General features: G+C 73.0%; 13 protein-coding genes. 5 read left to right on the top strand and 8 right to left on the bottom strand.

Annotated elements, in window-relative coordinates:
* The first annotated feature begins 53 nt into the window (after positions 1 to 53).
* Positions 54 to 2,492 (top strand): SpoIIE family protein phosphatase, encoded by a 2,439-nt coding sequence (locus OG386_RS36515; RefSeq protein ID WP_328791647.1) that lies wholly within the window; start codon positions 54 to 56, stop codon positions 2,490 to 2,492.
* A gap of 160 nt (positions 2,493 to 2,652) precedes the next feature.
* On the top strand, positions 2,653 to 2,913 hold the full coding sequence (locus OG386_RS36510; protein WP_328791646.1) for a response regulator transcription factor: 261 nt from the start codon (positions 2,653 to 2,655) through the stop codon (positions 2,911 to 2,913).
* Positions 2,914 to 2,993: 80 nt separating this feature from the next.
* Here OG386_RS36510 and OG386_RS36505 read toward each other — a convergent pair whose 3' ends face one another.
* From OG386_RS36505 to OG386_RS36475, 7 genes are all read right to left on the bottom strand, one after another.
* Positions 2,994 to 4,016 carry a serine/threonine-protein kinase gene (locus tag OG386_RS36505; protein WP_328791645.1) on the bottom strand — a complete coding sequence of 341 codons (1,023 nt, stop codon included), beginning with the start codon at positions 4,014 to 4,016 and terminating at the stop codon, positions 2,994 to 2,996.
* A 210-nt stretch (positions 4,017 to 4,226) separates the two neighbouring features.
* Positions 4,227 to 4,790 carry a hypothetical protein gene (locus OG386_RS36500; protein ID WP_328791644.1) on the bottom strand — a complete coding sequence of 188 codons (564 nt, stop codon included), beginning with the start codon at positions 4,788 to 4,790 and terminating at the stop codon, positions 4,227 to 4,229.
* A gap of 163 nt (positions 4,791 to 4,953) precedes the next feature.
* Positions 4,954 to 5,427 (bottom strand): hypothetical protein, encoded by a 474-nt coding sequence (locus tag OG386_RS36495; protein WP_328791643.1) that lies wholly within the window; start codon positions 5,425 to 5,427, stop codon positions 4,954 to 4,956.
* Between the two features lie 103 nt (positions 5,428 to 5,530).
* Entirely contained in the window at positions 5,531 to 6,133 is a 603-nt protein-coding gene (locus OG386_RS36490; protein WP_328791642.1) for a hypothetical protein, read from the bottom strand.
* Between the two features lie 407 nt (positions 6,134 to 6,540).
* Positions 6,541 to 7,737: a tetratricopeptide repeat protein gene (locus tag OG386_RS36485; protein ID WP_328791641.1), complete on the bottom strand. Its 1,197-nt coding sequence runs from the start codon at positions 7,735 to 7,737 to the stop codon at positions 6,541 to 6,543.
* A 190-nt stretch (positions 7,738 to 7,927) separates the two neighbouring features.
* The gene (locus OG386_RS36480; protein ID WP_328791640.1) at positions 7,928 to 8,602 is read right to left on the bottom strand and encodes a hypothetical protein; all 675 of its coding nucleotides are present in this window, start codon (positions 8,600 to 8,602) and stop codon (positions 7,928 to 7,930) included.
* A gap of 144 nt (positions 8,603 to 8,746) precedes the next feature.
* Positions 8,747 to 11,065, bottom strand: coding sequence for a WD40 repeat domain-containing protein (locus OG386_RS36475; RefSeq protein WP_328791639.1), 2,319 nt, complete (start codon positions 11,063 to 11,065; stop codon positions 8,747 to 8,749).
* 211 nt (positions 11,066 to 11,276) lie between these two features.
* Here OG386_RS36475 and OG386_RS36470 point away from each other — a divergent pair, with 211 nt between their 5' ends.
* The 3 genes from OG386_RS36470 to OG386_RS36460 all read left to right on the top strand — a co-directional run bounded on the left by OG386_RS36470 (position 11,277) and on the right by OG386_RS36460 (position 15,804).
* Positions 11,277 to 11,447: a class III lanthipeptide gene (locus OG386_RS36470; RefSeq protein WP_328791638.1), complete on the top strand. Its 171-nt coding sequence runs from the start codon at positions 11,277 to 11,279 to the stop codon at positions 11,445 to 11,447.
* A gap of 107 nt (positions 11,448 to 11,554) precedes the next feature.
* On the top strand, positions 11,555 to 14,242 hold the full coding sequence (gene lanKC / locus OG386_RS36465; RefSeq protein WP_328791637.1) for a class III lanthionine synthetase LanKC: 2,688 nt from the start codon (positions 11,555 to 11,557) through the stop codon (positions 14,240 to 14,242).
* On the top strand, positions 14,239 to 15,804 hold the full coding sequence (locus tag OG386_RS36460; protein ID WP_328791636.1) for an ABC transporter ATP-binding protein: 1,566 nt from the start codon (positions 14,239 to 14,241) through the stop codon (positions 15,802 to 15,804). The genes lanKC and OG386_RS36460 overlap by 4 nt, the downstream gene beginning before the upstream one ends.
* Positions 15,805 to 15,820: 16 nt before the next feature.
* On the opposite strand, the gene OG386_RS36455 is transcribed toward OG386_RS36460, so the two are convergent.
* A complete protein-coding gene (locus OG386_RS36455; protein WP_328791635.1) occupies positions 15,821 to 18,772 on the bottom strand; it encodes a helix-turn-helix transcriptional regulator in 2,952 nt (983 codons plus the stop codon).
* Between the last annotated feature and the right edge of the window lie 61 nt (positions 18,773 to 18,833).

Below are 18,833 nucleotides of genomic sequence, written 5' to 3'. Positions count from 1 at the left end.
CACGTCCCCGTGGGGCGGCGGCAGCGGAACGAGCGAGGGCGAGATGAGTGGCGATGGAGCGAGTTCCCACCTCTCCTGGTGAGCGGCCCGAGGAGACGGGCGCCTCCCTCGAGTCGGCCTACACGGCCTCGGCGACGATCAACGAGCAGGGCATCGTCACCGAGTGGAGCGAGGGCGCGACCCGGCTGCTCGGCTACGTCCCGTCCGAGGTCGTGGGGCTGCCCGCCGCCCACCGGCTCGCCGATGTCCTCGGTGACGCGGCGCGGCGGGTGCCGTCCGAGCAGGAGCGGTGGAGCGGCACGGTGGCGCTGCGCCACCGGGACGGTCACCGCATGGAGGTGGCACTGCTCGCGCACCGCTGGACGTCCAGCGGCGGGACCGTCAAGTGGTTCGTGGTGTCCGCCGTCGGGGGCGCAACCCGCTCTCCCTGGGACGAACCGGTGAAGGAATGGGCGTTCACCCAGTCCCCCTGCTTCCTGGCGATCTTCGACTCGGACCTGCGCCTGGTACGGGCGAACACCGGCATGGAGCGCACGCTCTCCCTCACGGAGGCCGAGATGCGGGGGCTACGGCTGCCGGAGATCGCGCCGGATCCCGTGAGCGACGAGACCGAGCGCCGGATGCGCCTGGCGTTGGACTCCGGTGAACCGCAGTACATGGAGGCCTTCGTCCACCCGACGGGCACCGGCGCGGAGCACGGTTGGGCCACCTCGCTGGCGCCGTTGCGGGACCAGGACGGCCGGGTGCACGCCGTATGTCTGGCCGCGCACGACCGGAGCGGGGTGGAGGGCGTCCAGCACCAGATGCTCCTGACGGAAGAGGTCGCCGCCGCGCCCATCGGAACCACGCTGGACAGCGTCCGCACGGCGCACGAGCTGGCCGACGCCGCCGTCCCCCGGTTCGCCGATTTCGCGGTCGTGGACCTGCTGGAACCGCTCCCGCGCGGCGACGAGCCGTCCTCGGTCCAGGCTGACGGGCCGGTCACCGTGTGCCGTGCCGCGGCGCGGTCGGTCCTCGACGGAACCCCCGAGTCCATGGTCGCCGTCGGGGACACGACCAGCTATCCGCCGCTGTCGCCGCCCGTCGAGGCCCTGGTCGCGGGCCACGGCGTCGTGTACGGGGCCGCGGACCCGGACCTCGTCCGCTGGGCGGCCCAGGACCCCGGAGCCGCCTGGATCGGTGAGTACGGGGCCCACTCGATCATGGTGGTGCCGATGCGGGCCGGCGGGGGCACGCTCGGTGTGGCCGTCTTCAGCCGCCACCGGCGCCTCGAGCCCTTCCAGCCGGAGGACCTGCGGGTGGCCGGGGAGCTCACGGCCCGGGCGGCGGCCGGGATCCGCAACGCGTACCGGTCCGGCCGGGAGCACACGACGACCATGACGCTGCAGCGCAGCCTGCTCCCGCACACGCTGCCCGATCAGGCCGCGTTGGAGATCGCCTCCCGGTACCTGCCCGCGGCCGGCGAGGCCGGTGTGGGCGGCGACTGGTTCGACGTGATCCCGCTGTCGGGCGCCCGGGTGGCGCTGGTCGTGGGGGACGTCGTCGGCCACGGCATCCGGGCCACCGCCACGATGGGGCGGCTGCGCACCGCCGTACGCACCCTGGCCGATGTCGACCTGGGGCCCGACGAGCTGCTCACCCACCTCGACGACCTCGTCATCCACCTGTCCGCCGACGAGGGCGACCAGGAGTCCGGCGGGGAGGCGGCCGGGGGCATCGGCACCACCTGCCTCTACGTGGTCTACGACCCGGTCATCCGCCGCTGCACGGTCGCCCGGGCCGGCCACCCGCCGCCCGCCGTGGTCTCCCCCGAGGGCTCCGTGTACCTCCTGGACGTCCCCGCCGGTCCCCCGTTGGGCCTGGGCGGCCTGCCCTTCGAGACGCTCGAGGTCGAGCTGCCCGAGGGCAGCATCCTCGCCCTCTACACCGACGGCCTGTTGCAGGCCCGCGACCACGACATCGACGAGGCGCTGGACAGCATGTTCGCAGCCCTCGTGCGGCCCGCGGACACGCTGGACGCGGTGTGCGACCGCGTACTGACGGCCATGCTGACGCACCGCCCCGACGACGACGTGGCCCTGCTCGTCGCCCGGACCCGGAGCCTGCACGCCGACCAGGTCGTCGTCTGGGACCTGCCCTCCGACCCCTCCGTGGTCGCAACGGCCCGGCGCCAGGCCACCGACCAGCTGACGGCCTGGGGGCTGGAGGAGGCCGCCTTCGTCACCGAGCTCCTGGTCAGCGAGCTGGTGACCAATGCGATCAGGTACGGCCAGCCGCCCATCCAGCTGCGGCTGATCCACGAGAAGAACAGCACCCTGATCTGCGAGGTCTCCGACGCGAGCAGTACCGCCCCGCACATGCGGCGGGCCCGGACCTTCGACGAGGGCGGGCGGGGCCTGCTGCTGGTCGCCCAGCTCGCCCAGCGCTGGGGCACCCGGCACGCGGCCATCGGAAAGACCATCTGGGCCGAGCAGTCCCTCTCCGAGTACTGAGGACGCATACAGGGCTGGGCGGTATGCACGGAAATGTCCCCTGTGACGCGCCTGTGACAGTCGACGGACAGCTCCATGAAGTCCCGCCGACAAGCTCTTTATCAGGGACAAACACCGACATTCAGGTATACGTCCCCTGCTTCCGAGGACGTGAGCAGTGATGATCCAGACCGATCCGTCGGAGGAAATCATGAGCCTCACCCTCGTCGCCCCGCAGACCGAAGCCACCGCCCCCACCCTCGCCCCGCGCGAGCAGGAGGCACTGCGACACATCGCCGCAGGCTGCACCTACCTGCAGACGGCTCGCCAGATGGGGCTCTCCAAGCACACGGTCGACGCCTACCTGCGCCGCATCCGCGCCAAGCTGAACATCAGCACCACGGCCGAGATGACCCGCCTGGCCATCTCGATGGGGCTGTGACGGCCGAGGCCTTCGCGCAGGAACGACGTACTCAGGAGGGCTGTCCCGCCCGGCACGGACGGGACAGCCCTCCTGCATGCTCAGGTGCCGTCGGGCCGGCCGTAGAAGACCGGCCGGGCCCAGACCGGGGGCTCCCGCGGGGGCGCGGAGTCCCCCGGGACACCGACACCGGGGGGACGGGAATCCTCCCGCGACGGCGGATCGGCGGAACGGCCGGTGCCGCCTCCCGTGGCGACGCGCAGCGCGGCCACGAATTCGAGGCAGGACCCGTAGCGGTCCTCGGGGACCTTCGACAGGGCCTTGGTCAGTACGTCGGCGGCGGCGGGAGCGATTCCCGGCCGCCTATCCGTCAGTGGGGGCGGGGGGTCGTACTGGTGCGCCCACAGCAGCGCCGCGTCCTCCTCGCGCTGGAAGGGCGGCCCGCCGGCGAGGGTTTCGTAGACGACGCACGCCAGGCTGTAGAGGTCGCACCTGCCGTCCACCGGCCTGCCGGAGATCTGTTCCGGCGCCATGTAGTCGAGCGTCCCGACGAACTCGCCGTCCGTGGTGAACCCGGTCAGCGCCAGCGCCTTCTTCGTCAGCCCGAAGTCCGTGAGGTAGATGTGCTCGGGGTGCTCGCTGTCGGTGCCCGCGGCGACCAGGATGTTGCCGGGCTTGACGTCCCGGTGCACGAGATCGTGGTCATGGGCCGCGTCGAGCGCCGATGCCACTTGGGCGGCGATGCGCAGGGCGGTGGCCACGGGCAGCGGGCCCTCGCGGTCCAGCAGCGCGCGCAAGTCCAGGCCGGAGACGTAGCGCATGGCGATGTAGAGGACGCCGTCGGTCTCGCCGGCTTCGAAGATGGGCACGATGTGCGGGTGGTCGATGGATGCGGCCACCCGTGATTCGTGCGTGAAGCGGCGTCGGAAGGTCTCGTCCCGGGCCCGCTCGGGGGCGATGAGTTTGAGCGCGACCGTACGGTCCAGGCGCAGGTCCTTCGCGCAGTAGACGACGGCCATGCCACCGCGGCCGATCATGCGCTCCACCCGGTAGCCCGCGATCTGCTTGCCGATGAGGCCCGAGGCACGGCCCGCGTACACGCTGAGGTTGGATGCCTCGCTCATCGGGCGCCCCCCTCATCCCACCGGGTGGCGCCGCCGGACGCGGCAGGCCGCTCTTCCATACCTGGAAGTCTATCGAGCGCCCCACCCGCACGCTGCCCCGTCGAGCGGCACGGGCGGGACGGACACGCATGCGGACGCGCGCACACGGACGCGCACCGGGACCGGTCCCCGAAGGGAACCGGTCCCGGTGCGCGCCGCGGTCCGTGGCGGTCAGTCGTCGTCGCTGCCGCCGGCGCCGCCGTTGCCACCGAAGCCGCCGGTGGTCCCGCAGCCGATGCCGAAGCAGAGGCCGCCGTCTCCGCCGGTGCCGCCCTTGCCGCCGTCACCGCCGGGCAGTGCGACCCCACCGGTGCCGCCGGTGCCGCCGTTGGCGCTGCCGTTGCACGTCCCGGCGCAGATGCCGCCCTTGCCGCCGGTGCCGCCGGTGCCGCCCGGCACGCCCGTAACGCCGGTGCCGCCGTTGGCGCTGCCGTTGCACAGACCGGCGCAGATGCCGCCCTTGCCGCCCTGGGTGCCGTTCACCGATCCTTCGCAGCTGCCCGCACAGACCCGGTCGCCGACGCGGACGCTGCCCTTGTCCACCTTGACCCCGTCGAGGACCGCCCGGCCGTCGAACCGGCCCCCGCCCGGATGTGCGTCGCCGTCGGCGAACGCGGTGACCGTCCGAGCGGTCGGCGCCGGGGCCGCCGTGGCGACCGGCGCCATGGCACCCGCGCCGATCAGGGTCGCCGAAATGATGAGACCGAGCCGAAACTTCGTGGATCGCGTACGCATGAGAATCTCCCTTGCCTGGAAATTGCTTTCCGTGACGCGGCTGCGGAGTCCTGATTTCCCGCTTTCCCGCGTTCCTGTCGAATGGGCCCGATCGGTGTCCGGCCGTTCTTTCCCCGAGGTTTTCCGGCGTCCCGGCCCGTTGCGGGCCGGGACGCCGGGGGCTTCACGAGCGGACGTCGTCTCCCATCAGGGCGAACCAGTCGCCGTCGACGTAGTACTTCTTCCAGGTGTCGATCTGCTTCTCCGAGATCTTGTACTTCTCAGCGATCTTCTTCGTGGTCTCGTCCGCGTCGTCGGCCGCCAGCACGATGAGCACGATGCGCACCTTGTCGACCACCGTCAGATCCGCCTTCGGCTTGTCGGGCAGGTCCTCGAACGTGAAGCAGCCGACCCCGCCGGGCTGGCCGGGCTCACCCGGCTGACCGGGCTCGCCGCCCCGGCCGCCCTTGCCGCCCTCTCCGCCCTTGCCGCCGGCGCCGAAGCCGACGCAGTGTTCCGGCTGGTCGGCCGGGGCCGAGGCGCTGATGTTCGTGGGGGTGTGGGACTGCGACGCCTGTGCGGCGCACGCCGTACCGGTGACGAGGGCCAGAGAGGCCGTGACCAGGATGATCGGACGCTGCCAGGACTTCGTGAACATGAGGGGTTTCTCCGTTTCGGCACATACCGACGAGGGGGTGTGGGGGGGGTGGGGGTGGAGGCCCGGAGGCCTCCACCCCGTTGAGCGGGTACTGCGGTGAGGGTCAGAAGAGGCTGCCGCCACCGGCGCCGCCGTCGCCACCCTCGCCACCGATCAGGCCACCGAAGCCGCCGTCGCCGGCCTTGCCGCCGTTGCCTCCGTTGAAGAAGCTGAAGCCGCCGTTGCCGCCGTTGCCGCCCTTGCCGCCCTTGACGAAGCCGTCGCCGCCCCCGCCGCCGCCACCGGCGTTGCCGCCCTGGAGGACGCCGAAGCCGCCGTCGCCACCGTTACCACCGGCGCCACCGATGCGGCCTTCGCCGCCACCGCCGCCACCGCCACCGGCGCCACCGAGCAGGAAGCCGTCCCCACCGGTACCACCGTTGCCACCCTTGCCACCCGTGCCCGTGACGCTGCCGCCACCGGAGCCACCGGCACCACCGGCGCCACCGACGAGACCGCCGGTACCGCCCTTGCCACCGTCACCTCCGGCGCCCCCGGCGTTCGGCAGGGCCGTAGCGACGTGGGTGGCCACCGGAGCGGCCGAGGCCATGGACGCCGGGAGCACGACTCCTCCTGTGACCACAGCGGCCGCAGCGACCAGAGTGGCTACGCGGAAACCGCGGCGGGTGGGACGGACAACGTTGTTGGTGTGCATCTTGCGGTTCATGACTTTCTCCTACAGATTCAAGAGGGGTGTATGACGTACCCGGATTTCCGGGACGCTGCGGTGATGTCGACGAAGGAAGAGGTATTCCTTTTCTTTCGTCTGCCTCGTTTTGTTTCCGGTGAGGCCCGCACCACAAGTAAGCCCCGGGGGCCACATCCGGGTCATGTTCCGGAAACTCGGGACTTGACACCCTCATGAACTTCACCTAAAAGCCCCCTCGGCCGGGCGGCTGCCCGGCTGCGCCTAGGTCCTGTCGTCAAAGTGGCGTCGGCCGAGCCCGCGGCGTCCGGTGCCGTGCATGGCAAGGCGGAGGGGCGCCCGTGTACTGGACGTACTCGGGTGCCCCGACAACGCGGCCAGGTGCGGTGCCGGGCGTCGCGGGCCCGACGGGACATTGACGACAGGGCCTAGGGGGCCAGCGCCCGCAGGCGGTCTTCCAGGGCGCGGACCTCCGCCAGGGAGGACGCGTACATCTGCGGGAGCTCCGCCGCGAGCTCGCGCATGAGGCCGACCGCCTCCGTGGCGGCCGCCAGCCCCTCGGCGAGGTCGGTCCCGGCCTCGGCCCGCACCCGGGCGTGGAACGCCAGTGCCAGGGCGAGGTCGCCCCGCCGGGCCACGGGGTTGATCGCGGCCTGCTCCCGCATCATCGCCAGCGCCTGCGTGGTGGCCTCGGCCGCCTCCCGGAGCCGTCCCAGGTCGGCCAGGGCCGCCGCGAGCAGGGAGAGCGCGTCGGCAAAGAGCGCGCCGTGGACACGCGGATCGCCCTGGTCCAGGTCCCGCAGGATGGCGACCGACTCCTGCGCGGCGGCCAGCGACGCCTCTCGGCTGGAGTGGGCCCGGGCGAGGTTGCCGAGCGCCATCGCGACGTCCCGCCGGTGGACCGCGGGGTTCTCCCGCGCCAGCTGCCGGTAGAGGGTCACCGCCTCCTGGGCGCTCCGCAGCGCCCGGCGCCTGTGGTTGCGCACCGACCTGCGACGGGCCAGGTTGTTCACCGCCTGGGCGAGCCCGAGGGTGTGGGCGGCCGGGTCCGCCGAGGTCAGCCGCCGGTACAGCACGACGGACTCCTTGGTGACCTTCAGCGCCTCGGCGTGCCGCCCCAGGCGGGACAGCACCACGCCGAGCAGGTTGAGTGCGTTGGCGAGCTGCGGGCGGTACGCGGCGTCCACACGGGCGAGCCTGCGGTAGAGGCCGACGGCCTCCCGGGCCATCGCGAGGGCCTCCTGCGGGCGGCCGAGCCCCCACAGAGCGGTGGCGAGGCCCATCAGGGTGGCGCCGAGCGGCGCGGCGAAGGGCGCGTCTGCCTGCTGCGAGCGGCTCAGGGCCACGGCCTCGGAGGCGGTGCGCAGGCACTCCTCCCACCGCCCGAGCTTCGACAGCGCCTCGCAGCGGAACACCAGGACGTAGGCGCGCGAGGCGGCGGCGCCCAAGGTTTCGAGCGGGCCGGTCCGGGGGTCGGTGATCCGTTCCCGGTAGAGCCGCGCGGCCTCGTCGGTCGCCGTCAGGGCCTCCTCGTACCGACCGGCGAGCACCAGCCGGGCGCTGAGCTCGAAGGCTGCCAGGGCCGGGTCGGGTACGTCGTCGGCCTTCGTCTTCCCGTCGGGCATGGAGCCCCTCGCTCTCGCGGACGGACGGGGGCGGCCCGGCCCGCCGGTCGAAGACGGAAGCTGTGGTGTCACCGGACCGGCCCCCCACGCCCGACGACCCCGTCAGCATGCCCGCGGGGGCCGCCCCCGAACCGAGGGCGGCCCCCGCCGTCCGGCCCCGCCCCGGGAAGCGTGGCGGGGCCGGGAGGGTTCAGCGGGACGCGACGAACGCTTGGCCCTGGTGGCCGTCGGCGGCGCAGGAGCGCTTCTCCGCGGCCGTCATCTTGCGGCTCTTGACCACCACCGCGTTGCTCTTGCCGTCCGTGCCGTTCTTGGCCGGGCTGGTGATCGTGTCCTGGAAGAACCAGTAGTAGTGGCTCCACTTGGGGCTGTCGTAGTGGGTCTGCCAGGTACCGGAGACCTTCTGCATCACCTGGGCGCGCGAGATCCATCCGACCTCGCCGGGCTTCACCGTCATGTTGAGCGAGCTGCTCTCCGAGTGACTGCTCGACCAACTATGGCTGTAACTCGCGGTTACGCTCAGGTCAACGATGCCCGCTATCTTGCCTCCCGCCGTGACGGAGACGCCCAACGAGTCGGTGGAGCCCACCGTGTCGTCCCAGGTCATCGACTGGGTGGCATCGGACGTACTGCAGTTGAACAGCGAGTTCGACACCTGGCGGAACTCACCCAGGTACGCCTCCCCGAGCTGGGGCGAGTTGAAGGTGCACTTGCCTTCGCCCGAGGCGCAGTCCGCCATGAGCTGCTGCCGGGTCGGCTGGTCGGCGGCGGATGCCGGAAGGGTGGTCGCCGCAGCGACGGCGCAGGCCGCGACCGCCATGGTCAACGCGCGTGCCGCATAACGCCTGACGCGGTGTGTGGTCATCGTGGTGCCTCTCACGGTACTGGGGGGATCGGTGAACCGCCGTACGACAGGGGCCCGTTCACTCGCCTCCCGCCCGCACGGCCGATCACCGCCTCTTGCTCCTGAGATTTTCCCGACCTACCGGAGGGGTACGGTCCATTTCAGTCAACCCGCCGCCGGGCACAGCACCGTGAGCTCCGGGCCGAAGGCGACCACGAGCCGTCCGCCCGGCGCGGGCGCGAGCGCACCCGCCGGGAGCGGCAGCGCGTACTCGCTCCCCGCCTCTCGCTCCGCGGCGGGGTCCCAGAACCGCACGGCCTGGCCCTGGCCGATGGCCACCACCGGCCGGGCTCCCCCGAAGGTGACGACCACGGGCCCGTTCGGATCCGTCTGGCCGGTCAGGGGGGCGCCGGTCTCCCGCATCGTGGCCAGGTCCCACACGCGCACCGTCTTGTCCCGGCTCCTGCTGACCGCGACGGGCCTGCCCTCGACCAGCGTGGTGGCCACCGATGTCACCCAGTCGGTGTGGCCGGTCAGGGGTTCCCCGATCGGCCGGCCGGTGGTGAGGTCCCACAGCCGTACGGTCTTGTCCCAGCTTCCGGTGACGGCGACGGGCCGCCCCGCCAGTTCCGCCGTCGCGACGGCGGTCACCCTACTGGTGTGGCCGCTGAGCGGTTCGCCGACCGGGCGGCGGGCGGCGAGGTCCCAGATCGCCGCGGTGCGGTCGGCGCCGGCGGTGACCACGACGGGCCGGCCGGCCAGGGTCGCGGCCGCCAGGGCCAACACCCGGCCCTGGTGGGTGGCGACGGGCTCGCCGAGGTGTTCCCCGCCCACCGGATCCAGCAGGTGCAGGATGTCGCCGGAGCCCGCGGTCACGATCACCTGCCGTCCGTCCACCACCGACGTGACCATGGCGGTCACCTCGCCCTCCAGGCCGGTCACGGGGTCCGCGACCTGCCGGCCGGTGGCCAGGTCCCAGACGCGCAGGGTGCGGTCGGCGGCTGCCGTGACGACCACCGGGCTCCCGTCGAGAACGGCCGTGGTGATCGCCGAAACCGTTCCGGTGTGGCCGGTGCGGGCCGGACCGGCGCCGTACGTGTGGGTGAGGTCCCAGGTCCGGAGCGTGTGGTCGGCGCCCGCCGTGACGGCGACGGGCCGCCCGTCCACGACGGCGGTGGCCACGTCCCAGACCTTGCCGGTGTGGCCGGTGAGCGGCGGGCCCACGGGCTTTCCGGTGGCGCGGTCCCGCACCACCACCGTGTCGTCCTGTTCCACGGTGAGCAGGACCGGATCGCCGCTGTCGGACGGGCCGTTGCCACGGCCGGAGATCCGGTGCCAGAGGTCGGCGTCCTGCTCCGGGCCGGGCGGGAAGGACGGCGCCGTGTCGCTGGCGGCGAGGGCGCCGATCACCCGCATGCCGTGCACGCGCTGCCGGTCGTCCGTCAGGTCCCAGATGCGCTGGGTCCCGTCCGCTTCGATGGTGAGGGCGACGGTGCGACCGTCCAGCACCGCGGTCTCCCGGGCCCGGGCCCCTACCAGGGCGCCGTTCTGGCGGGCGAGGGCCAGGGGGCCGATGAAGCGGGGCTCCTCGCCGTCGAGGCCGACGGCGACGGCACGTCCGTGCACGACCGTCACGGTCGTCAGGCCGGGCCGGTCCGCGCCGCCGGGCAGGGCAAAGTCGGCCGAGGCGGTCTCCACCGGCTCGCCGGTTGCCAGGTCCCACAGCCGCTGCTCCTCCCGGCCCGGCTCCTGGTCCGGCTCCTGGTCCGGCTCCCGGCCCGGCTCCCGGGCGGTGACGGCGAGCACGCGTCCGTCGAGTTCGACGGTCCGCACCACCTCCAGCGACCGGGCCAGCTGATCGCCGGTGCCCAGGTCCCACACGCGCACCGTCCGGTCCACGTCGACGTCGTCGACGGTGAGGACGACACGGCGGCCGTCCAGCGTCGCGAGGCCGGCCGCCGACGGGAAGGCGGTGACCCGGCGGCCGGTGAGCAGGTCCCCCACGTGCAGGGTCCCGTCGGCCCCGAGGGTGAGGAGGACCCGGCGCCCGTCCAGGACGGCGCTCTCCACCAACCTGACGAACTCCCCGGCCGCACGGCCGGTGGCCAGGTCCCACACCAGGACCGCGTCGTCGCCGTGCAGGCTGAAGGCCACGGGCCTGCCGTCGGCGACGGCCGTGGCCACGGACAGCACCTCGGCCGTCATCGAGGACACCGGGTCGGTGCGGCCGGTGACCGGATCGTGGAGTTGCCCGCCCGTCGCGAGGTCCCAGACGCGCACGGTGTTGTCCCGGCTGCCCGAGACCGCGACCGGTCTGCCGTCGACGAGCGCGGTGGCCACCGCCCGCACCGGGCCGCCGTGGCCGATGAGGGGGCGCAGCCGCCGCTGGTCCGGTACGGGGCCGTCGGCCCACTGCACGGTCCACCGCGGATCGTCGAGCGGGGCGTTCACGTCGTCGGGCGCACCCGTGGAGGTCTCAGACATGCCCCCGAGGCTAGACACCGCCTCTGACATCGCCCTTCCCTACCACACCGGGTGCCGCCGGCCGGAGGGTGCGGACCACCACCATTCCGCCCCGTGCCGGGCGGCACTTCGGTGGGGGGCGCGGGCGGAGATTATGCGGGGCCACCGCCCATGTGCGTCTGGAGCGGATGGCGTTGAGTCGGACCTGTCGATCGGCCGGCCAAGAATCCGCATGAGCGCGCGACCCGCGCACCCGACCTTCGAGGAGGTGATCCGGATGAGCGTCCTCAAGCTTCAGAACATGGAGGCCCGCGTCACGCCCAGTGCTGCCGCCACCATCAGCCTGACGAGCAGCAGCAGCGACTGCTGCAAGGCTCCGCGCGAGCCGCAGAACCCGAACTGACCCGTCGGGGCCGTGCGGGGGCTCGGCGCGCCCCCGCACGGCCCCGTCGTTCCCGACGGCCGCTGCCGCTGCTGCCGGCGGCCCCCAGGACGATCACAGAGGCTGACATGCGCAACGAACGCTGGGTCTACCGCTTCCTCTTCGCGTGGAACGACACACTGTTCTTCGACCCGCTCGACGTCTTCTACGAGCCGAACGCGGACCACTTCCTCGCCGCGTTCGACGAGCGGGTGCGGGCCCGGTTCGTCCGCAGCGGCATCTGGTGGAGCTTCCGGCACAACCAGAACCTGCCTGCGCAGGGCTGGAAGATCCACGTCTCGTCGAGCCACCGCCACGTACGCGAGGTCGCCGCCTCGGTGATCGGCCACCTGACGGAACGCGAGATCGATTTCAAGATCGCTCTCGATCTCAACATCTTCGAGATGCTCAACTCCAAGGCCATGTCCCGGGGCAGCGGCGGCAAGCTCGTCACCGTCTACCCGCGCGACGAAGACGAGTTCCGCACGTGCCTGGCGGACCTCGCCCGCCTCCTGAAGGGCGTCGAGGGTGCCTACGTCCTGTCGGACCTGCGGTACCGGGACAGCAAGGCCCTCTACTTCCGCTACGGCCAGTTCCTCGACACCCACACCGTCGACGTCCTCGGCCGCAGGCTGCCGCAGGTCCTCGGACCGGACGGACCCGTCCCCGACGACCGGCGCCCGGGCCATGCACAGCCCTCCTGGGTGCCCTGGCCGTTCGACGACTGGCGGCCCGCCGACGAGGACGAGGGGGACGACGGCCTGCTCGGGGGCCGCTTCCGGGTGACCGGCGCGATCCAGTTCTCCAACAGCGGCGGCGTGTACACGGCCGAGGACACCGCGGACGACGACCGCCCGGTGCTGCTCAAGGAGGCCCGGCCGCACACCAACATCAACCCGCGCCAGGACCACGACGCCGTGGACATCCTCGGCCGCGAGTGGATGTTCCTGAACCGGCTGGCCGACGCGGGCTCGTACCCGGCACCGATCGCGAAGTTCCAGCACTGGGAACACCACTACATCGCCGAGGAGTTCGTCGACAGGTCCGACCTCCGATCGGTGCTGCTGGAGCGCAACCCGCTGGCGCGGCCCGGGTTCGACATCGAGCGGTCGCGGGAGTACCTGCGGACGTTCCTCGCCGTCTTCCGCGGACTGGCCCGCGCGATCCGGGCCGCCCACGACCGCGGCGTGATCCTCGCCGACTTCACCGCCGCCAACCTGCTCATCGACCCGGACACCTACGAGGTGACCATCGTCGACCTGGAGGCCTGCCGGCTGGCCGAGAGCGGTGACGCCGCTCTGGCGAAGCCGGTCGAGCTCTACACCCCGGGGTTCAGCCTCTCCCGCAACCGCTTCAAGGCGTACGGTCCGGAGGGCGACCGGTACGCCCTCGCGTCCACCATGGCGTACTTCATCTTCCCGATCGCCGCCATGTCGTACCTGCGCGAGGACGTCCTCGACCTGTACCGGATCTTCATCACCGAGGGACTCGGCTGGCCGGAGCGGGTGCACCGGCTGATCACCGACCTGGCCCGGGACCGGATGGACCTCACCGGCCTGCTGACGGCCCTGGAGGACGAGGCCGGACTGCTCGAAGCGGTCGAGGCCCTCCCGTCGCACCCGGTCGTCGAGGAGCGGCTCGCCCTGGCGGACACGGAGGCCGGGGTGGCCGCGTTCGTCGAAGCCACGGCCGACACCGGCCGCGACACGCTCTTCCCGGTGGACCCCTTCGCGCACGTCACCAACCCGCTGAGCCTGGGCTTCGGGGCGAGCGGCGTCCTGTGGGCGCTGCACGCCAGCGGTGTCCCGGTCCGACCCGAATGGCGCGACTGGCTGAGCCGCAGGCTGGCGGACATCGATCCGGCCCGCTACCCGGACGGTCTCATGAACGGCCTCTCCGGCATCGCCTGGGCGGCCGACTCCCTCGGGCTCGGCACCCGGGCCAGGGAGCTGCTGACCCGGGCCAACGAGCGGGCGGTGGAGAAGGGCGACCACACCTTCTACTACGGCCTCTCCGGGGTCGGCATGACGAACCTGCGCTTCTTCCTGCGCGGCCACGACCCCCGCGACCTCGCCGCGGCGCAGGAGTGCGCGCAGGCGCTGTACGAGACGGCGCAGCGCGACGGCGGGCAGGCCCACTGGCTCAACGGGTTCACCGCGAAGGAGCCGCTGACCGGCCTGGGCTTCGGGCAGGCCGGTGTCGCGATGTTCCTGCTGCGCATGCACCAGATCACGGGAGAGGAGCGCTACCTGCGGCTCGGGCGGGAGGCGCTCGCCTGGGAGATGGCCCACGCCAAACCCATCGACGACGAGGGCGGCCCGGTCATGTTCGAGCACGAGGGGACGATGGAGCCGTACGTCGAGGTCGGTTCCGCGGGCGTGCTGAAGGTGCTGCTGCGCTACGGGGACACCGACGCGGCCCGGACCGTCCTGCGCGGGCTGGACGTCCGGTACTCGGTCATGCCGGGCTACGCCTTCGGTATGACCGGGGTCGCCGACGCGCTGCTGGACGCCGCCGAGTTCACCGGCGACCGGTCGTACCGCGACACGGCCCTGCGCCAGCTCGACTTCGTCCGGAAGGTCTTCCTCTTCGAGCCCGCGCAACGGTTCGGGCTGCCCCGCGCCGAGGGCCGGCCGCCCCTGCTGGCACTGCCCGGCGAGGGTCTGCTGCGCTGCTCCACCGACTACCTGACGGGCTCGGCGGGCGTGCTGCGGGTGCTGCACCGGGTCAACCGGGGAGGCCCGGCCGACTTCCTGCTGGACGAGGTCGGGCGGTGAAGCAACTGTGGGTCACGCTGCGGGGGCACCGTGCCCCCTTCGTGGTGGTCCTCGTCGCCGAGGTCACCATGAGCGGGTTGGAGGCGCTGCTGCACCCGCTGCTGCTCAAGGCCCTGTTCGACGAGGCGATCCTGACGGCCGACCTGCGGCGCTTCCTCTTCCTCGGACTCGCGTACCTCGTGCTCGGGCTGACCCTCAACCTCACGGGGTACTGGATCGCCTGCCGGCGCAAGCAGTTCGAGAACGCGTTCACGCTGGTGCTGGAGACGGAGCTGCTGGGCCGCGCCCTCGGCCTGGACGGGCGGAAGGTGTCGCGGGCGGGCAACGCCTCGTACGTCAGCCGCATCCACAACGACGTGTCCCAGGGGGTGCTGCCCGCCGTCGACGTGTCCCTGCGCATCGCGCGCCAGGCGGTCACCTCGGTCGTCTTCCTGGGGGTCCTGCTGTACTTGTCCTGGCAGGCCAGCCTCGTCCTGCTGGTGATCGTGCCGCCGCTGGTGTTCGTGAGCAACCGGCTCGGCAAGCGGATCGAGGAGAACACCGGTCCCGAACGCGAGGCGGAGGCCCGGTACATCAACACGCTGACGCGGACCCTGGAGGCCTTCCCCGCCCTGCGCGGTCTGCCGTCGCTGCTGCCGGGGACGCGCCGCGCGAACCAGGACGCGCTGCGCGGCTTCCTCGGCATCACCTTCGTCAACTTCCGTCTGGCGCAGCGCCAGCGGACCCTCAGCGATCTGGTGATGAACCTGTCGGACACCGCTTCGATGGTCGTCGGGGCCTTCTTCGTCTTCTCCGGCCGGATGTCCTTCGGTAGCTTCCTCGCCTTCGTCAACTCGCTGTGGCGGGCGGTGACCGGGATGTTCGACCTCATCAACATGATTCCGCAGGCCCGCCGGAGCACGGCCGTCCTCGAACGGATCGAGTCCCTGCGGGAGGCCAAGGAGAACCCGTACCACGACGAGGGGGCGCTGGTCCGGGTCCGCGGCGCCCGTGTGGTGTACGGCGGCGCCGACGAGGACAGGGCCGGGGCCGGGGAGAGCGAGGTGGCCGGGGTCTCGTTCGACGCCTTCGAGCTGCACACCGGCGAGCACGTGCTGCTGCGCGGCCCCAACGGCTGCGGGAAGACCACGCTGCTGCACATCATCGCCGGGACGCTCGCCCCCGACGCCGGGTCGGTCACCCTGCCGCCCCGGGTGGCGAGTCTGACCGCTCCGGTGAACCTGCCCCCGCTGCCGGTGCGCGACCTCGTACCCGACGAGCGGCTGCGCGCCGCGCTCGAGCTGGACGCGGCGGCCGACCAGCTGCCCTCGGAGCTGTCCTCGGGCCAGCGCCAGCGCGTCGGGGTCGCCGCGCTCCTGTGCGAGGACGCGGACGCGTACCTCGCCGACGAGCCGTTCGCGAACCTCGACGACCGGGGCAGGGAGCTGGTGTTCCGGCTGCTGCGCGAGCGGACCGCCGGGCGCGCGCTGCTCGTCGTGCACCACGGGGACGAGGACCTCGACGGCCGCTTCGACCGCGTGGTGACCCTGGCGGCCGGACACCCGCTGGCCCGCCTCTCCTGAACCGGGCCCGGCCGGGCTAGGCCACCAGGTCGCGGGTGGCGGTGGCGAAGGCCGTCCGGTTCGGGTGGCCGGTCTTCTGCAGGAGGCTCGCGACGTGCTTCTCGACGGTGCGCAGCGAGATGTGCAGCCGGCCGGCGATGTCCTTGTTGCTGATGCGTTCGGCGACCAGCCGGGCCACCTCGTACTCGCGGACGGTGATCCCGCAGCGGCGCAGGTCCGACGGCACCCGCTCGGTGCCCGTGCGCCGTTGCCGGACCGACGCGCCCATCCCGCGCAGCAGCGCCCGGCTGGCTCCGGCGACCGCCTGGAGGCCGGCCTCGTGGAAGTACTCCTCCGCCTCGCGCAGCCACTCGACCGGCGTGCCCCAGCCGTCGTCGTACGCCGACTGCGCGACGAGGCGCAGACACAGCCTGCGTGCCATGGGGAAGGGTTCGGCCGCCTCGAGTGCCTTGCTCGCGGCGGCCGTCGCCTCGTCGGGGCGGCCCTCGCGCCCGAGCAGCACGGCGTGGGCCAGGCCGGTGAACTGGTGGTTCCAGCGGGTGGCGCCGGCGCTCGCCAGCGTGACCTCGGCGTGGTGGCGCCGGCCCATGCGGCCGTCCAGCACGCCGAGCAGCAGGATGATGCCGTGCTTGCCGAACCCGCCCATCGCGGGGTTCTCCGCGTCGTAGGCGAGGGCCTGCGCGAACTCCTGCCCGGCGGCTTCGTGCCGTTCCTCCAGCAGCGAGCAGAACGCCCGCGCCAGCCCGTACGACATCGCGCGCAGGCCGGGCGCCGCGTCCAGCAGCGGGGCCAGTCGCTCCAGTGCTCCGCGCATCTCGGCGCGGCGGCCCTGGTGGGCGTACCGAACGGCTTCGGCGAGCCGCAGCATGGCCAGGGGGCGGCCCAGTCCGAGGCGCGAGGCGTCGGCGGTGGCCTCGCGGATCCGGTCCCGGGCCTCGTCGAACCGGCCGTGCTGGATCCGGTCCAGCGCGAGGACGAAGCCGGTTTCGTGGACCAGCGGCAGCAGCCCCATGTCCAGGGCCTCCCGCCGGGCCTGTTCGATCCGGGTGGACCGGCCGTCGTGGCTCGCGGCGACGATGGCCAGGTGCACGTCGGCGGCCGTGCGCGGGACCGGCAGCCGGCGGGCGAGGGCGATGGCGCGCGCCCGGCGGAAGTGGGCCGCGGCCGTCGGCTCGTCGTGTTCCCGGGCCAGCTGCCCGAGCAGCAGCAGGGCCCTACAGGTCACGTCGGGCAGGTCGACGCGCTGGGCGGCGTGCAGGGCCCGGAGGGCGTAGCGGGTGGCGGTGCGCAGCCGGTCGGGGGCGAGCCGGCTCAGTTCCACCTGTACGGCGCAGAGGTCAACGAGGGCGGCGTACTCGTCGGCCGGGTGGCTCCCGAGCAACGCGCGGGCGATGTCGAGGTGCCACAGGGCCTCCGCGGGGCGGCCCGTCAGGGAGGCGATGTCGCTCAGCCGGGCGTGGAGTCCGGCGCGCCGCTGGGCGGGTATGCCGTGCTCGCCGCCGTCGCCGCCGAGGGTGTCCAGGACGGTGGCGGGCGCGGGCAGCCGGTCGAACCGCGCCGAGCGGGCGACGGCGTCCAGCAGCCGCTCCAGCACCGTGGCGTGCAGTTCGGGCGCGGTACCCGGTTCGACGAGCCGGTGGGCCCGGGTGAGCAGCTCCACCGTCCGGTCCACCGCGCCCTCGCCCGTCGCCCGCCCGGCCGCCTCGACGTACAGGCTGATGGCGTCGGGGGTGTCGCCGGCGTGCTCGTGCAGTTGGGCGGCGTGCTCGCACCACGTTCCGGGCAGTCCGGGGTGGAGTTCGGTGAGGGCGCGCGCGGCCCGTCGTACGTACCGGGCCCGCTCGCCCGGGCCGAGGTCGTCCAGCAGGGCCTCGGCCGCCAGCGGGTAGCGGAAGGCGTACCACTGGGCGCCCGGCCCGTCCGGCGTGATCAGGTACGAGGCGACCGCGGCACGCAGGGCGGCGGAGAGTTCGGCGTGGTCGCGGCCGATGGCGCGCTCCAGTACGGGCAGTGCGAAGCGCCGGCCGAACAGGGCGGCCATGCCGAGGAGTTCCGCGCCGAGCGGGCCGAGCCGCTCGACCTGGCGCCTGACGTTGTCCGCGACGGTGGGCGGGACGGACGGCGACCCCTGGTCGTGGCGGGCGGGGCGGCCGGTGAGGTCGTGGACGAGCTCCTTGACGACGAAGGGGATTCCGGCGCTGCTGTCGACCGCGCGGTGGACGAGGTCGGGACAGACCTCGGCCGGGGGGACGCGCAGCTCGGCCGCGACGAGCAGGTGCACGTCGGGGCGGCTGAGGGGGGCGAGGTCGAGCACCGCGGCGGCCCCGCGCTGGCGGGCCCGCGTGGCGAGTTCGGCCGCCGCACCGGGTGCGCATCCGGTGACGAGGAGGAGTACGGCCGGCTGGTGCCCGATGTTGTCGAGGAGGTATTCGACGACCGCCAGCGTTCCGGCGTCGGCGTCGTGCAGGTCGTCGAGGACGAGCAGGCAGCCCTGCCGTTCCCCGACGACGGTGAGCAGGCGCAGCATGGTTTCGGCGACCACGAGGTGCGACGCGGCGTCGGCGTCCGCGTCCCTGGCGCCGGTCAGCAGCCGGGCCATGACCGGCCCGTAGCGGCCGAGTTCCTCGGGGTCGGGCAGCAGGCCGGCCCGGGACAGCAGGAGCAGCGCCTCGACCAGCGGCCGGTACGGGACGGGAGAGCCGACCGCGCTGGCCCGCCCCCGTACGGTGACCATGTTCGTCTCGGCGGCCACGGCGAGGGCCTCGGTGGCGAGCCGGGTCTTGCCGACACCGGGCTCGCCGGTGACGAAGAGCGCCGCGCCGCGCCCGGCCCGGGCGGCCGCCAGCGCGAGCATGACCTGACCCATCTCGGGGCCGCGGCCGATGAGTTCCCCTCGCCTCGGGTGCGGGCCGCCGCCCGGGCCCGCGGCGGTACAGTCCTCCGGCAGCGCCGGCCAGAAGATGGACACCGGCTCGTCCCCTTTCCGGCGGGCCGTCCGAGGCGCCGCCGGGGACGACGATATGGACGGT

Source organism: Streptomyces sp. NBC_00273 (genome assembly GCF_036178145.1).
In the GTDB taxonomy this organism is placed as follows: domain Bacteria; phylum Actinomycetota; class Actinomycetes; order Streptomycetales; family Streptomycetaceae; genus Streptomyces.
Note: the sequence above shows the minus strand (reverse complement) of the source record. Positions and strands in the feature narration are given on the sequence as shown.

Bases quoted from the DNA above. Each gene is read 5' to 3' on its own strand.
- OG386_RS36495 (WP_328791643.1), bottom strand. From the start codon at position 5,427: ATGTTCACGAAGTCCTGGCAGCGTCCGATCATCCTGGTCACGGCCTCT.
- OG386_RS36480 (WP_328791640.1), bottom strand. From the start codon at position 8,602: ATGACCACACACCGCGTCAGGCGTTATGCGGCACGCGCGTTGACCATG.
- OG386_RS36485 (WP_328791641.1), bottom strand. From the start codon at position 7,737: ATGCCCGACGGGAAGACGAAGGCCGACGACGTACCCGACCCGGCCCTG.
- OG386_RS36490 (WP_328791642.1), bottom strand. From the start codon at position 6,133: ATGAACCGCAAGATGCACACCAACAACGTTGTCCGTCCCACCCGCCGC.
- OG386_RS36505 (WP_328791645.1), bottom strand. From the start codon at position 4,016: ATGAGCGAGGCATCCAACCTCAGCGTGTACGCGGGCCGTGCCTCGGGC.
- OG386_RS36475 (WP_328791639.1), bottom strand. From the start codon at position 11,065: ATGTCTGAGACCTCCACGGGTGCGCCCGACGACGTGAACGCCCCGCTC.
- OG386_RS36510 (WP_328791646.1), top strand. From the start codon at position 2,653: ATGATCCAGACCGATCCGTCGGAGGAAATCATGAGCCTCACCCTCGTC.
- OG386_RS36500 (WP_328791644.1), bottom strand. From the start codon at position 4,790: ATGCGTACGCGATCCACGAAGTTTCGGCTCGGTCTCATCATTTCGGCG.
- lanKC (WP_328791637.1), top strand. From the start codon at position 11,555: ATGCGCAACGAACGCTGGGTCTACCGCTTCCTCTTCGCGTGGAACGAC.
- OG386_RS36470 (WP_328791638.1), top strand. From the start codon at position 11,277: ATGAGCGCGCGACCCGCGCACCCGACCTTCGAGGAGGTGATCCGGATG.
- OG386_RS36515 (WP_328791647.1), top strand. From the start codon at position 54: ATGGAGCGAGTTCCCACCTCTCCTGGTGAGCGGCCCGAGGAGACGGGC.